Source organism: Anaerolineales bacterium (genome assembly GCA_030583885.1).
GTDB lineage: Bacteria > Chloroflexota > Anaerolineae > Anaerolineales > Villigracilaceae > Villigracilis.
This window is the reverse complement of sequence record CP129480.1, coordinates 2,175,602-2,188,613: the sequence shown is the minus strand read 5'-3', so window position 1 is coordinate 2,188,613 and position 13,012 is coordinate 2,175,602. Positions and strand designations below refer to the sequence as shown.

The 13,012-nt window shown below is 54.0% G+C and carries 14 protein-coding genes; 11 read left to right on the top strand and 3 right to left on the bottom strand.

The features are described 5' to 3' along the window. Positions 1 to 22 precede the first annotated feature (22 nt). Positions 23 to 646 (top strand): methyltransferase domain-containing protein, encoded by a 624-nt coding sequence (locus QY332_10940; protein WKZ38445.1) that lies wholly within the window; start codon positions 23 to 25, stop codon positions 644 to 646. 12 nt (positions 647 to 658) lie between these two features. Continuing rightward, positions 659 to 1,300, top strand: a complete 642-nt coding sequence (locus QY332_10935; protein ID WKZ38444.1) for a hemolysin III family protein — start codon at positions 659 to 661, stop codon at positions 1,298 to 1,300. A 6-nt stretch (positions 1,301 to 1,306) separates the two neighbouring features. Here the strand turns inward: QY332_10935 and QY332_10930 are convergent, their stop codons facing one another. Further along, positions 1,307 to 3,340 (bottom strand): fused MFS/spermidine synthase, encoded by a 2,034-nt coding sequence (locus QY332_10930; protein WKZ38443.1) that lies wholly within the window; start codon positions 3,338 to 3,340, stop codon positions 1,307 to 1,309. 68 nt (positions 3,341 to 3,408) lie between these two features. Here QY332_10930 and QY332_10925 point away from each other — a divergent pair, with 68 nt between their 5' ends. The 3 genes from QY332_10925 to QY332_10915 all read left to right on the top strand — a co-directional run bounded on the left by QY332_10925 (position 3,409) and on the right by QY332_10915 (position 5,383). Beyond that, complete coding sequence (locus QY332_10925; GenBank protein ID WKZ38442.1) at positions 3,409 to 4,794, top strand: hypothetical protein; 1,386 nt, start codon at positions 3,409 to 3,411, stop codon at positions 4,792 to 4,794. Positions 4,795 to 4,957: 163 nt separating this feature from the next. Continuing rightward, positions 4,958 to 5,206 (top strand): hypothetical protein, encoded by a 249-nt coding sequence (locus QY332_10920; protein ID WKZ38441.1) that lies wholly within the window; start codon positions 4,958 to 4,960, stop codon positions 5,204 to 5,206. Between the two features lie 6 nt (positions 5,207 to 5,212). Continuing rightward, positions 5,213 to 5,383: a hypothetical protein gene (locus tag QY332_10915; GenBank protein ID WKZ38440.1), complete on the top strand. Its 171-nt coding sequence runs from the start codon at positions 5,213 to 5,215 to the stop codon at positions 5,381 to 5,383. On the opposite strand, the gene QY332_10910 is transcribed toward QY332_10915, so the two are convergent. Continuing rightward, positions 5,384 to 7,195 carry an aldehyde ferredoxin oxidoreductase family protein gene (locus QY332_10910; protein WKZ38439.1) on the bottom strand — a complete coding sequence of 604 codons (1,812 nt, stop codon included), beginning with the start codon at positions 7,193 to 7,195 and terminating at the stop codon, positions 5,384 to 5,386. Positions 7,196 to 7,275: 80 nt separating this feature from the next. Further along, positions 7,276 to 7,686, bottom strand: coding sequence for an SCP2 sterol-binding domain-containing protein (locus QY332_10905; GenBank protein ID WKZ38438.1), 411 nt, complete (start codon positions 7,684 to 7,686; stop codon positions 7,276 to 7,278). A 163-nt stretch (positions 7,687 to 7,849) separates the two neighbouring features. Between QY332_10905 and QY332_10900 the strand changes: the two genes are divergently transcribed. From QY332_10900 to QY332_10875, 6 genes are all read left to right on the top strand, one after another. Beyond that, on the top strand, positions 7,850 to 8,755 hold the full coding sequence (locus tag QY332_10900) for a transporter substrate-binding domain-containing protein (GenBank protein WKZ38437.1): 906 nt from the start codon (positions 7,850 to 7,852) through the stop codon (positions 8,753 to 8,755). A gap of 73 nt (positions 8,756 to 8,828) precedes the next feature. Further along, positions 8,829 to 9,668 (top strand): amino acid ABC transporter permease, encoded by an 840-nt coding sequence (locus QY332_10895; GenBank protein WKZ38436.1) that lies wholly within the window; start codon positions 8,829 to 8,831, stop codon positions 9,666 to 9,668. A 2-nt stretch (positions 9,669 to 9,670) separates the two neighbouring features. Beyond that, on the top strand, positions 9,671 to 10,447 hold the full coding sequence (locus QY332_10890; GenBank protein ID WKZ38435.1) for an amino acid ABC transporter ATP-binding protein: 777 nt from the start codon (positions 9,671 to 9,673) through the stop codon (positions 10,445 to 10,447). Then, positions 10,447 to 11,208, top strand: a complete 762-nt coding sequence (locus tag QY332_10885; GenBank protein ID WKZ38434.1) for an arginine deiminase family protein — start codon at positions 10,447 to 10,449, stop codon at positions 11,206 to 11,208. Before QY332_10890 ends, QY332_10885 begins: the two co-directional genes overlap by 1 nt. Positions 11,209 to 11,250: 42 nt before the next feature. Continuing rightward, positions 11,251 to 11,937, top strand: a complete 687-nt coding sequence (locus tag QY332_10880; protein ID WKZ38433.1) for a class I SAM-dependent methyltransferase — start codon at positions 11,251 to 11,253, stop codon at positions 11,935 to 11,937. Then, on the top strand, positions 11,934 to 12,782 hold the full coding sequence (locus tag QY332_10875) for a polysaccharide deacetylase family protein (GenBank protein WKZ38432.1): 849 nt from the start codon (positions 11,934 to 11,936) through the stop codon (positions 12,780 to 12,782). Before QY332_10880 ends, QY332_10875 begins: the two co-directional genes overlap by 4 nt. The last annotated feature ends 230 nt before the right edge of the window (positions 12,783 to 13,012 follow it).

Sequence of the window (13,012 nt, the reverse complement as noted above, 5' to 3'; positions counted from 1 at the left end):
ATCGTCAAACCCTTTTTTATTTATGAAACTCGTTCAACGCTTCATGCGATTTTTCTTCCACCTGCTGTACCATCCATTCGCCTTTGCCTACGACCTCGTGGCCGCCACCGTTTCTTTCGGCAGGTGGAACGACTGGGTCTCCAGCGTTTTTCCGCTTATCGAAGGGACCCGCATCCTTGAGCTGGGACATGGTCCCGGTCATTTGCAGCGCAGCCTGCTTGGCCGAGGTTTATTCACGGTTGCGATGGACGAATCCAGACAAATGGGCAGACTCGCGAAACGGCGCATCGGCACATCCCACAAGCTGACGCGCGGAATAGCCCAATCGCTGCCCTATCCACATGAAAGCTTTGACAGCGTCGTCGCCACATTTCCAAGCGAATACATATTTGACGCGCGCACTTTGTCAGAGACGCATAGAGTCCTTCGTAACGGCGGCAGGCTGATCGCCCTGCTTGCGGCGTGGCCCAAGAGTCCGCTGCTGGCCTGGCTGTTCAAAGTCACTGGTGAGAGCCCGGATGGCGCGCACGAATCCATAAAATTTAAAATCAAGGAACAGCTGGCGCATTCAGGGTTTGCAGTGGATGTTGACATAATTGAAGTAAAATCAAGTCACTTGCTGGTGATTAAAGCGCAGAAGGAATGAAAGGAATTTCAAATGTTAAAAAAATTGCGCGAACCCATTAACAGCCTGACCCACTGGGCCGGTGCGATCCTGGCGCTGGCAGGTCTGGTTGCCTTGCTGATCGTAGGGTGGGGAACGCCTGCCAAAGTCGTCTCGCTGGTTATTTACGGCGTAAGCCTGGTCTTTCTATTTTCGGCGAGCGCCACCTACCACATGGTGCGCGTGAAGGACAGGGCGCTGGAAATCTTCCGCAAAATTGACCACGCCGCGATCTACGTTTTAATCGCAGGGACATATACTCCGTTCTGCGTCAACGCCTTTGACGGGTTTTGGAAGTGGGGCATGCTGAGCATCATCTGGTCGCTGGCAGTCATCGGGATTGTTGTGAAGATCTTTCTGATCCGCGTGCCGCGCTGGCTGAACGCAGGCATTTACCTCATCATGGGCTGGCTGTGCGTTGCCGCAAGCGGGCAATTGCTTGCAGCGCTGCCCGCCTGGGTGCTGGCCTGGCTTATCATCGGCGGGATCGTTTATACGCTCGGCGCAGTCGTTTACATCACAAAGATATTCAACTTCGTACCGGGCGTATTCGGTTTTCATGAAGTCTGGCATATCTTCGTGCTGCTCGCCGCCGCCGCGCATTTTGTGGCAGTGGTCGGTCTGGCGATGTATTAGCGAGCCTTATTTTAGTATCTGGAATAGATTACTATAATCATCCGTCCACAAGTTTACGAACGTGGAATATCCATCGAAGGCAACTGCGCCCGACTTGATGCCGGGCAGTTCAAAGAAGGCCGGGCTGCGCGAGAGCAATATCCATTCCGAGGGGAATGTACTCCCCGCCGCAGCTGCAGGCCTGTTCACCTGAACGATCGCAAGCTGGTACTCCCGAGCCAATTGCCAGAAGACGGGATGGAGGTCCAGGTGGCGGTTCGAGATGTGCGCGGCAATGACACCGTCCGCTGCGAGGTGCTCCAGATAAAGGGCAAGCGCCTCCTTTGTGACCAGATGGACGGGGATCGAATCACTGCTGAACGTATCCAGGATCAGCACGTCAAAATTTTGTCCATCCCCTGCGGCAAGTTCCTGTTCAAGGGATATGCGCGCGTCCCCTGTAACGACGGTGATATCCGCCCTGCTGTCCTGCAAAAACGTAAATAAGCCGCCCTCCCCTTCCGCCAGCCGCACCACCACCGGGTTGATCTCATAAAAACGGTACGCGTCGCCGTCGGCGGCGTACGCGGCAACGGTTCCCACACCGAGGCCCAGCACGCCCACACGCAATCCGCTTCCGCGCAAGGGATGATTGAGCAGCACCAATCCCACGCCGCTATCCTCCACAAAATAGGTGGTTGGATCCAGCGAGCGGTCATCCGTATATTGAATCCCATGGACGGTCATGCCGTGGATCATCGCATTGGCATTCCCATCCCATTCCCGCACGCGGATGACACCGTAAAAATTCCGTTCGGCAAAAAACTCCCGCCGGTACGAGTTCAACCCGAGGGATAAAAGCGCAACTCCGAGAAGAAATGAAACGCTCATGGCGCGCGCCTGGGTCCCGATGTGCGTGGAGGAACGCGGCAGCAACATGACTACCAGCAGTGTGATCGCAAGCAGCCAGGCGAGATAAAACTCCCAATATCCCGTGAAAATAAAGGGCGCAACCAGGTTGACGAAAATCCCGCCCACAGCACCGCCGACAGATACCATCAAATAAAAGGAGGTCAAATGGTCGGCGTGCGGACGAAGGCGGTATAACTCGCCATGGCATATCATGCAGGCCAGGAACAGCAGGATGGTGTAGACGGCAATTTGCATGATCACATTCAGGGTGCCCGCTTGGGTCAACACCCAGAGCATGGCGAGGCTTGCCATGCTGAAAAGCAGGGCGTACAACCGCCTGTCATACCAGCGTGAATCGGAAAATGCCAGAATGAATGACAGGAGATAGACGGTTAATGGCACAATCCACAAAAATGGAATGACCGCCACCTCCTGCGAGATCTGATTGGTAACCGAGAGCAAAAACAGGGAGGCGGTTGCGCTGAGCACAATCCACATGACCCGCAACGATGCAGACGGCTTTTCGCTGACTACGGCGATGATCCTGCCCTGCTCAGCACGTGCGTGATAGCTTAAAACGCCAGCCACCAATACAAAGAGCGCCAGACCCGCCGTCCACGCCCAGCCCTGCTGCCGCAGGGTGAGGCTGGGTTCGAGCAGAACAGGATAGGCCAGCAAGCCAAGCAGTGAGCCGGCATTCGACAGCGCGTACAAGCGCGCATAGGACCGTTCGGGGAAAATGCGGCTGAACCATGCCTGCATTAAGGGACCATTCGCGGCGAGGACAAAGTAGGGCAGCCCGACGGAAGCCATCAGCAAAAAAAATATCTTGAATACAGGAAAACTCACGTCCACGGGGCGCATGTCAGCGGAGGGGGTGATCGGGGACGACCATGCAAACCCAAGCGCAGCAAGCAGCGCGGTCATGATCCCCAAAAGCGCCAAATGGATCCACCCCTGCCGCGGTCGTTTCACCAGCCAGTAGGCGTAGGCATAGCCGCCCGTCAACATGACCTGAAAGAATAACATTGCCGTGGACCAGACGGCCGGCGTCCCGCCAAACCACGGCAGAATAAATTTACCGACCATCGGCTGGATTTGAAACAAAAGAAATGCCGAAATAAAAATGCTCAGGATGAAAAACAACATTGTGCCTCCGCCAGCTATTTTATGCAAAATCATTTAAAATGACAGCCACAAATTTGAAAGGATGATCCATGCGTCCGTTTGAAATTACCATCTCACTACTGCTCGCCTTTTATCTGCTCTGGCGCCATCCGCGCCCGCTTGCGATACAGTTGCTTCCCGCCCTTGCACTGATCGCCAACCTGATCCATTTTTATGCCGAGGGATACCGCTGGCAGATGATCCCGCTCTATACACTGGCACCCATACTTGCCTGGAGCAGTTTGACCAGAATCTACAGCGCTTCGGATGGGAAACCCCGCGCTTCGTACCTGGCCGTGATCCTGCTCGCTGTTTCGACAGCCTTGCCCATCCTCCTGCCTGTCCCGCGCATCTCCGCGCCCGGCGGACCGTATCCGGTCGGCACAATGACCTACGAGTTGACGGATCCCTCCCGAACAGAATTGTACTCGGGCAGGGACGAACCGCGCCGCTTCATGGTCCAGGTTTGGTATCCGGCAGAGATCAGCACGGGGGATGAACAAGCGCCATGGATGTCAAATGCCGGAATTTACGCGCCTGCCATCGCAACCTACATCAACCTGCCTTCTTTTTTCCTCGATCATCTTGAGTTGGTGCACATCCCCGCATTTCAGGATGCGACCGTGGCAACCAGCAATGACGGGTTTCCTGTCATCCTCTTCTCACACGGCTGGAACGGATTCAACGCACAGAATTCGGGTCAGGCATTGGAGCTGGCGAGTCACGGGTTTGTCGTGATTGGAATTCAACACACTTATGGCGCGGTCGTCACTGTGTTTCCGGATGGGACCGCGGCTCCCAATCAACCCAATGCACTGCCTGAAAATACAGACGACCCCAAGTACGAAGTTGTGGCCCGCGTATTGGTCGATCAATGGGCGGGCGACATGTCCAATACACTGGATTTTTTCTCCATTCTCGTTATGGATATAAGAGGCCGATGGTGGGGAAGACTGGATTTGAACCGCGTCGGCGTATATGGACATTCGACAGGCGGCGGCGCGGCGATCCAATTCTGCGGCACAGACCCGCGTTGTCAAGCCGTACTGGGAATGGACCCATTCATGCGGCCGGTCTCCGCTGAAGTGATCGAAAACGGCGTAAGCCAGCCGTCTTTCTTCATGTTCAGCCAGGCATGGGCAGACATCCCCGACAGCAAGAACAATCGGCTCTTTGATCAGTTTTATCCAAATGTTTCGGACAGCAGGGGCATCATCAGCATTGAAGGGACCAAACATTTCGATTTCAGCGACCTGCCGCTGCTTTCGCCCATCGCCCCGCAACTTGGGTTGAAGGGTCCGCTAAACGGCGCGCGCGTGACCGAGATCGTCAATGCGTATTTGCTCGAGTTCTTCGAGGTGACGCTGAATGGGAACTCTGCCGTGCTCTTCGAAGGCGGTTTCGATGATTTTTCGGAGGTGCGGAAACTAAAATAAAACCTGCGTTCGGGTGGATGCAATTATTTTCCGGCGACAGCCATCGCCCCTACAGTCAATGCCGCGCCGACAGCTGCGGTCACGATGAATATCAAAAGGAAAATCCATTAGTTTTCTGGCTTCGGGTTTTTCCTGCTCCCGGCTATGTTTCAAATTATATTTCATGACAGCGTCCTCCCCCAACCTTGATCTTCGAACTATTTTCGAAACGCCTATCCACCAGTTCATCCCCTGGCTGGCTTCCGTGCTGATTGTTACCTGGGCCGGCTACCCCGCTGTCGTTTGCGTCACTCCGCTGGCGTGGCTGATCGCCCTGCGCGTCGGGAATATCTGCACGGCGCGTTCGAAGAACGAAAGTCCGCAACGCCGACTGACCGAGTCCGCGCTGGCTGGGGGCATCATCGGCCTTTAACAGGGTGTGCTGTTCATCATCATCGTCCCCTTGATGGGACCCATCCAGGCCAATGAACGAACAAATGCGGTCATCCTGTCCCTGCTCATGCTCATCTTTGGCATGTTTGCGGGGGCCGGGCTTTCGTTCTCCACCGCCTTCTTGAACGAGCAGCGAAAAAAGCGGGAGATGTCATAATCATCCCCACAGATCCTTCGCCACATCCTCCAAACCTAATTCGATTAATTTCTCGCGGGTTGGCTTGCCTGTTTCGTTATCCCAGCCGCGGGCTTGGTAATACGCAGACAACATCTCTTTGATGTCTGGCACGAAGCCTTCCGAGCCGCCTTCCTTCAAGGGTGCAAGCAGGGCTTTGGGGAGTTTGTCATTCGCGGCGGTCAATCCCATGCGATTGTTGATGGCGCGCTTGAGATTCCAGGCACGCTCGCCTGATTTCATCAGGTCGTGAATGGTCCACCCCAAACCAAATTGGGCGTTGAGCAAATCCACTTGTGTTTGCGGTGAGACGTTGGCAAAAATGCAGATCAGCATCGAATTGAAATGCGTGCGCCAATCCTGATGCTTTGCCACATTGGCGGCTTTCTCTGCGTGCGCCTGACGCTCGTAATAACCGATGCCTATTTCATCGTAGGTATGTCCAAAATCCACGAAGAAGTAATCGGACTGGTTGTGGCACGCGCCGCGCGGACTGGTGGCGTACGAGAGCGCCATACCTGAAACACCGCGCGGGTCGTGATAGGCAACTTCGAGGCCGTTCACCTGCACGGCTTCATCCTCCGCGCCAAATGCAGCACCGAATTGACGCGCACCGCGCGCCATGACGTCACCGATGCCCTCGCGCTTGGCGATCATGTGAATCAATTGTCGGGCGGCGAGAAAGCTTCCCCATTCAAGAGCCAGCCCGCCCGCATCCTGAAGCGTGATCCTCCCCAGTTCAAAAAGATGAAACGCAAGCCCGATCGTATTGGATGCGCTGATGCTGTCCAATCCGTATTTGTCGCACAGCTCGCCGAGGCGCACCACTTCCGTCAAATCATCGATCAACAGATTCGCGCCAAAGCCAGCAACGGTTTCGTATTCAGGTCCCTTGCGTTTTGTGCCGTCGCCGATATCCACCACACGTCCGCACGCGATCACACATCCCTGACATGCGCTCCTGCCAACCAGAATCGACTCAGTCATCCGCGCGCCCGAAATATTATCCACGCCCGCGAACCCGCCCTGGTGATAATACCTGGCGGGCATCGCGCCGAGATACTCGGCATAATTCGCCACACCCGCCGAACCAAGCTCGTGCATTACCTTGGCTTCGTTATCCTGCTTCAAGGTACGGTTCGCTTCAGAACGCAACCGCGCATACTCTTCCGTCACTTCGATTTTCTGCGTGCCATGCACCGCCACGGCTTTGAGATTTTTCGAACCCATCACCGCGCCCATGCCCGTGCGCCCCGCCATGCGCCCGTGGTCACAGCAAATGGAAGAATACAAAACGCCATGCTCGCCGGCCTGCCCGATCACTGCGACGCGCGCACTTTTGACTCCGAGTTCCGTTTTGACGATATCCTGCGCCTGATACACATCCCTGCCCCATGCATGCGCTGCGCTACGAACCTCGAACCTGCCATCTTCAACCCAGACGTATACAGGGCTGGGAGCTTTTCCTGTGATCCACAAGCCGTCGTAGCCAGCCCTACGGAGTTCAGGTCCCCAAAAGCCGCCGATGTTGGACTCCGCCCACAGATTCGTGGCGGGGCCTTTTCCACAGATCACGAAGCGTCCTGTAGTGGGACCATTCGTCCCAGCCAACGGACCGTTGATAAACAGCAAAGGAGACTCGGGTGAAAGCGGGTCAAGTTCTTTCGTGAGATAGGGATACAAAATCCGCGCAGCAAGAGATGCACCACCGAGAAAATCTCGTTCCCATTTCTTGGGAATGGTGAATTCTTCGGTGGTGCTATTCGTAAGGTTGATCTTTAGGATGGGGAGCATAATATCTTTTTTGTCATTGCAAGGGCCGGTGGTTGAGTAGGACGAAGTCCGTATCGAAACCAGGCCCTCGCAATGACAGGCTAGAGAATTTCCTTCGTCACTTCCTGTGCACAGCGGACGAAATCCAATACAGTCGGAACGTTGCGCATCATATACCCCATGCTGCCGCTGACCTTCAACTTCATCGTCATCATGGCAGTCATCGGGTTCAATTTCCCTGTCAGCACGGCGGTGATATTGTCATAGGTCGCATTCATCTTGAAAGCCGGGTTGGGATAGGCGGATGCATCGGGGTTGTAATCCACTGTTCGACACCTGCCATGCCATAGGTCCAGATAGAACGTGAGCGGCTTCTTCAAATTCCCCGCCGGCTCGATATTGAAAAACAGATCGCCCTCCCAGTCTTTTGCAATCTCGGCATACTGCTCATCGGAATTAAGTTTTTCCTCCAGCCCCTTAAGCCATTCTTCGCTTGGGAATATCACGGACATGAACCTGCCTCCAATTCATGGGATGATGCAATTTTACCATTATGAATACTGTAAAAGAATCCTTGCACAAATGCAGAAAATGGTCTATGCTTAAGGTGCGGGATGGCGGCATCTCGCGGCAATCCTAAAATTGCCAAATTTTTTATATCTCGTGGAGGAGATAATGAAAAAACTGCTTACATTTACAAGCCTGCTTGTCCTGGCCTCCCTTGTGCTTTCCGCGTGTGGCGGCGGCAGCGCCTCGCAAGCCAGCGACCTGCTCGGGGCGATCCAGGAACGCGGCTACATCCTCGTTTCCACAGACCCGAATTACGAACCCCAGTCGTTCCTCAACACAGCTGGCTCACGCCCGGCCGACACAAAATGCCCATCCGATGCCCTCACCTCAACTGAGATGCAAGGCTTCGATGTGGATGTTGCCAAAGCCATTGGGGCAGGTCTCGGCGTGGAAACCTGCTTTGCCACTCCGGATTGGGATATCATCACCGCCGGCAATTGGGCGGACAAATGGGACCTGAGCGTCGGTTCCATGACCATCACCACTGCCCGCCAGCAGGTTCTTAACTTCAGTGTTCCGTACTACTACACTCCCGCAGTCATCGCTGTCCGCGCTGATTCCGGACTTTCCTCCCTCGCCGACCTGGAGGGACAGGCGCTGTGCGTCGGATCCGCCACCACCTACGATCAGTGGCTGAACAATGACATTGAAGGGCTTGGCCTGCCTGCGTCATCGATCTATGCAACAGCCCCCAACGTGACAGTCGTCCCGCTTCCGACAGACCAGGAATGCGCCCAGGCAATTGCCGCGGGACGCCAGGATTTTGTTGGATACGTGACCTCTGAAACCGTTGTCAATGCCAATATTGCAGCCGGATTCCCGGTGGTTAAACTCGGCTCAGCAGTATACTCTGAAGACCTCGCCGCGGCGGTGGATAGCGGCTCGACCCTGTCTGCTGACAGCCTGCTTGCAGAAGTAAACAAGATCATCAACCAGATGCACAGCGACGGCGCGCTCTCCAGCCTCTCGAACAACTGGTTTGGTGAAGACCTGACCAAAGCCCCCAATTAACTTCCACAATATGTCCTGAAGGGAAGCGGTGAATGCCGCTTCCCTTCACTTTTCATTCATAAGGCATTTAATAATGAGTGCATTCACCAAGGAAGAACAAGGCGCAAGTAAAACCCAGGGTGATCTGTTGTTCGAAGCCCAGCAGCGGAAACAGCGCCAGTTCCAAAGGAACGTTTCCCTTTCATGGGGGGTATTTTTCCTCATTCTTGTCTACCTCTTCAGTGGACAAAGTTTTCTTGGCATAAAAACCATCAAGCTGAATTTTGATTTTATCGTCAATAACATTTCCTTCATCGCCGGTGGTTTATATCAAACGCTCCTCGTTTCGACCCTGTCCATTACGTTCGCGACAATTCTCGCCATCCTTGCCGCCCTGGGGCGCCTTTCACCGATCCCACCGCTGTATGCCCTCAGCACTTTTTATGTTTCCCTCATCCGCGGAACACCGCTTTACCTGCAAATCTTTTTCTTTTTCCTGGCGCTGCCCCAGCTAGGCATCATCCTCCCGGGCCTGTGGGCGGGCGTGATCGCCCTGGGACTTAACTATGGCGCATATATGAGCGAGATTTTCCGCGCGGGCTTGTCCTCTGTCGGCAAGGGTCAGCGCGAAGCCGCCGCCGCCATCGGCATGACCCCCGGACAGACCATGCAGCGCATTATTTTGCCCCAGGCGCTGCGTTTTGCCATTCCGCCCATGGGCAATGACTTTATCGCCATGACCAAAGACTCCGCACTGGTCGCGGCAACAGGGTTTGTACACGAGATCATGTGGCGTGCCACAAGAGTGGGACGCGCGCAATTCAACAACCTCGAAGCGCTCATTATGGCCGCAATGTTTTACTGGGTAATGACATTGATCCTCAGTTATTTCCAGAATATTATCGAAACCCGCCTTGCCAAGGGGGACCGATAACCATGAAAAAAAAGACTTCCATTCCGATCATAAAAGTATCCCACCTCGATAAATACTTTGGGCGGCTGCAGGTCCTCAAGGATGTCAACCTTCAAGTTCAGGAACGCGAAGTGGTCTGCCTGATCGGGCGCAGCGGATCAGGAAAAAGCACCCTTCTGCGGTGTATCAATTTTCTCGAGGAACCGTCCCATGGTACGATTGAAGTGGACGGTATCCGTGTGGAAGCGGAAGAGAAGGGAAGGCCTCGCCGCCAGCTGGTGCATGATGTGCGGCTGAAAACGGGCATGGTCTTTCAGGAGTTCAACCTCTTTCCTCATATGAGTGTTCTGGAAAATGTGACCGAAGGACCCATCACCGTCAAAGGCATGGACCGTAATAAGGCCATCGAGCTCGCCGAGCAAAATCTGGACACCGTCGGCTTGCTGTTCAAAAAGGACGAATATCCCAACCGCCTGAGCGGCGGTCAAAAACAACGTGTTGCCATCGCCCGCGCCCTCACCATGGAACCGCGCGTCATGCTCTTTGACGAACCCACATCAGCGCTTGACCCTGAGTTGATCGGCGAAGTTCTGAATGTGATGAAAAAAGTTGCCAAGGAGGGCATGACCATGATCGTCGTCACCCACGAAATGAGCTTTGCCCGTGAAGTGGCGGACCGCGTCATCGTCATGGCGGACGGCGAGCTAATCGAAGATAACAAACCGGAGAAGATCTTCAACGCCCCCAAAGACCCGCGCACAGAGGCTCTTATTATCCGCTATCGCACGGGCGGGGGCTAATGGTCGTTGCCATCACCCGCAAGGTCAGCCCGCGATTCAACGAATGTGAAATCACCCATATTGACCGCACTCCAATTAACCTGAAGACAGCCCGCATACAGCACCAGGCATATGTTCAGGCACTCGCCAGCGCTGGCTGCGAGGTTATCGAACTGACGGAAGAAGCGGATCTGCCCGACTCGGTTTTTGTGGAGGACACCGCATTCATTCTCCCCGAAGTCGCCGTCATCACCAGACCGGGAGCGGATTCCCGCAAGCCGGAGATTGAGTCCATCGCCAAGGCATTATCTCCCTACCGCCCGCTCGTGCATGTCACAGCTCCCGCCAGTGTCGACGGCGGCGATGTGCTTGTGCTTGGAAAGAATATTTACATTGGGTTATCCACACGCAGTAATTCGGATGCTGTCGCACAATTAAATGGATTGCTGGGCAGGCATGGATATACCGTCACCGCCCTTGAGCTTATGGATTGCCTTCACCTAAAAACAGCTGTCACCCGCGTGGACGACAGAACTCTGCTGATCAACAAAAACTGGGTGGACGTCTCCCACTTCCGCGGTTTTGACCTCATCGAAGTGGACGCCTCGGAACCCTTTGCCGCGAACTGCCTGCCCGTCAAAGGCAAGATCATCTACCCGACAACATTCCCAAAAACCCAGCGGGCTCTGGAAGAAAAAGGCTGTAGCGTGGTTAATGTTAATGTGGATGAACTGGCAAAGGCGGAGGGAGCTGTCACGTGTTGCAGCCTGATCATTCTGTGAATCAGGTCCGGGCACGGAACGAAGCGGGTATAATCTTCAGCCATGACAAATCAAAAATCCAAATCGGCAAAATATTGGGAAGACCATCTGCAAAGCTGGGAAGCCAGTGCCTATTATAAGGAGGGTCAGCAAAACGCGAATTGGTGGGATCGTCTTTCCACAATTTTTCGCGGCGATGCCATGTACGTGCGCATGAACACAGCGCTGGAATTGCTCGCGCCGCACATCAACGGCATGCGTGTTCTGGATGTCGGTTGTGCTTCAGGGCGCTTCGCCTTTCAAATGATTCAAGCGGGAGCGCAAAAAGTTTATGGAACGGACATTGCCAACGATGCACTGGAGCTAGCAAAAAAACGCAGCACGGAACTTGGGATTCAGGACAAGGTTGATTTTTCCATAATGGATGTCGTTCAACCCAATTCCCCGCTTCCGCACGTGGACCTGGTGACTGCCCTGGGTGTCATCGAGTACTTCAACACGGCTGATATGTCTGCCTTCCTCGGCAATTTGCGAACCAAATACTTCCTGCTTGATTTCCCCGACCACGCACGTAAAAGGGAATTCCCCACCTGGATACTGAGGCAGGTGTACATCCGTGTGAACCGCCTGCCCGGGGTATATCTGTATTCGCTGGACGAATTTAAGAAACTCGCAGAACCGTTTGGTTTTACAAACCTGCGTGTGATCAGGCGGAACAACTTCTACTATGTCACCAATCTGCCCGCATGAAGAAACTCGCCTGCATCACACTGGATATGGAGCCCGATTACGGCGACCCTGATAAGCATATCCGCCTGCTCGAAAACGCGCAGTTCCTTGAGCGGTATATAAAAATCATCAACAAATATAATGCGAAAGTGACCATGTTCACGGTCACGAATTTGTTCGAGAAGAAAGGGGATGATTTTGCCAAATTGGCCACACGCATTCCGCTCGAATTCTCCGTCCACTCCCATACCCATGATCCCCGTAACGCCTGTTCGCTGGATGAAGTACACGCTTCGCAGGATGCTTATAAAAAATTCACGGGCAACAATCCGCCCGGCTATCGCGCCCCAATCGGCATGATCGACAAACGCGGCCTGGGGCATTTGCTCGACCACGGCTTTGCATATGATGCCAGTGTGTACCCTTCCATCCGCCCCGGGGAGTTTGGATATTTCAATTTACACATGCCAAATGTCCCCTTCCGTGTATCGCGGGCGGACGGCAAATCATTGATCGAATTCCCCTTTACGGCGATTGAAGGGATTCGCATAGTTTTTGCTTTGAGCTATGCGAAGTTATTGGGATGGAAACTTTACTCGATCCTTCTAAAAATATTTGGATTGCCGGATGCCGCGCTATTGCTTTCACACCCGCACGATTTTTATTTTGCATCCATTCCAAACAACACCGTCAAAGGGCTGGAGCGCGCCGCGCTTTCAAGGAATTCATCCAGCGCATTTGATATCTTCGAGAAAATGATCGCAGATCTGCAATCGCGCGGATATGAATTCGCCTTTGTCAGTGAGTTATATCACCAGGTGCAGGATGCCGAACTCCAGCAGTTCACCTGGGAAAACTGGAAATAAAAAGACATCCCCGCATTAACGGGGATGTCTTGTGCGCTGGAGAGGACTTGAACCTCCACGCCTTGCGGCACATGGCCCTCAACCATGCCTGTCTGCGAGAAGAGAAAAATGAAGCGCCGGATGCCAAAACCGGCATCCGGCGCTTGTCGAAATAGTCTGCTTTATCCATTCCCGGATCATATTATTCAGGTCGTCAGCCAGGGAATATCTCTATTAACTGCCCTTTGAAA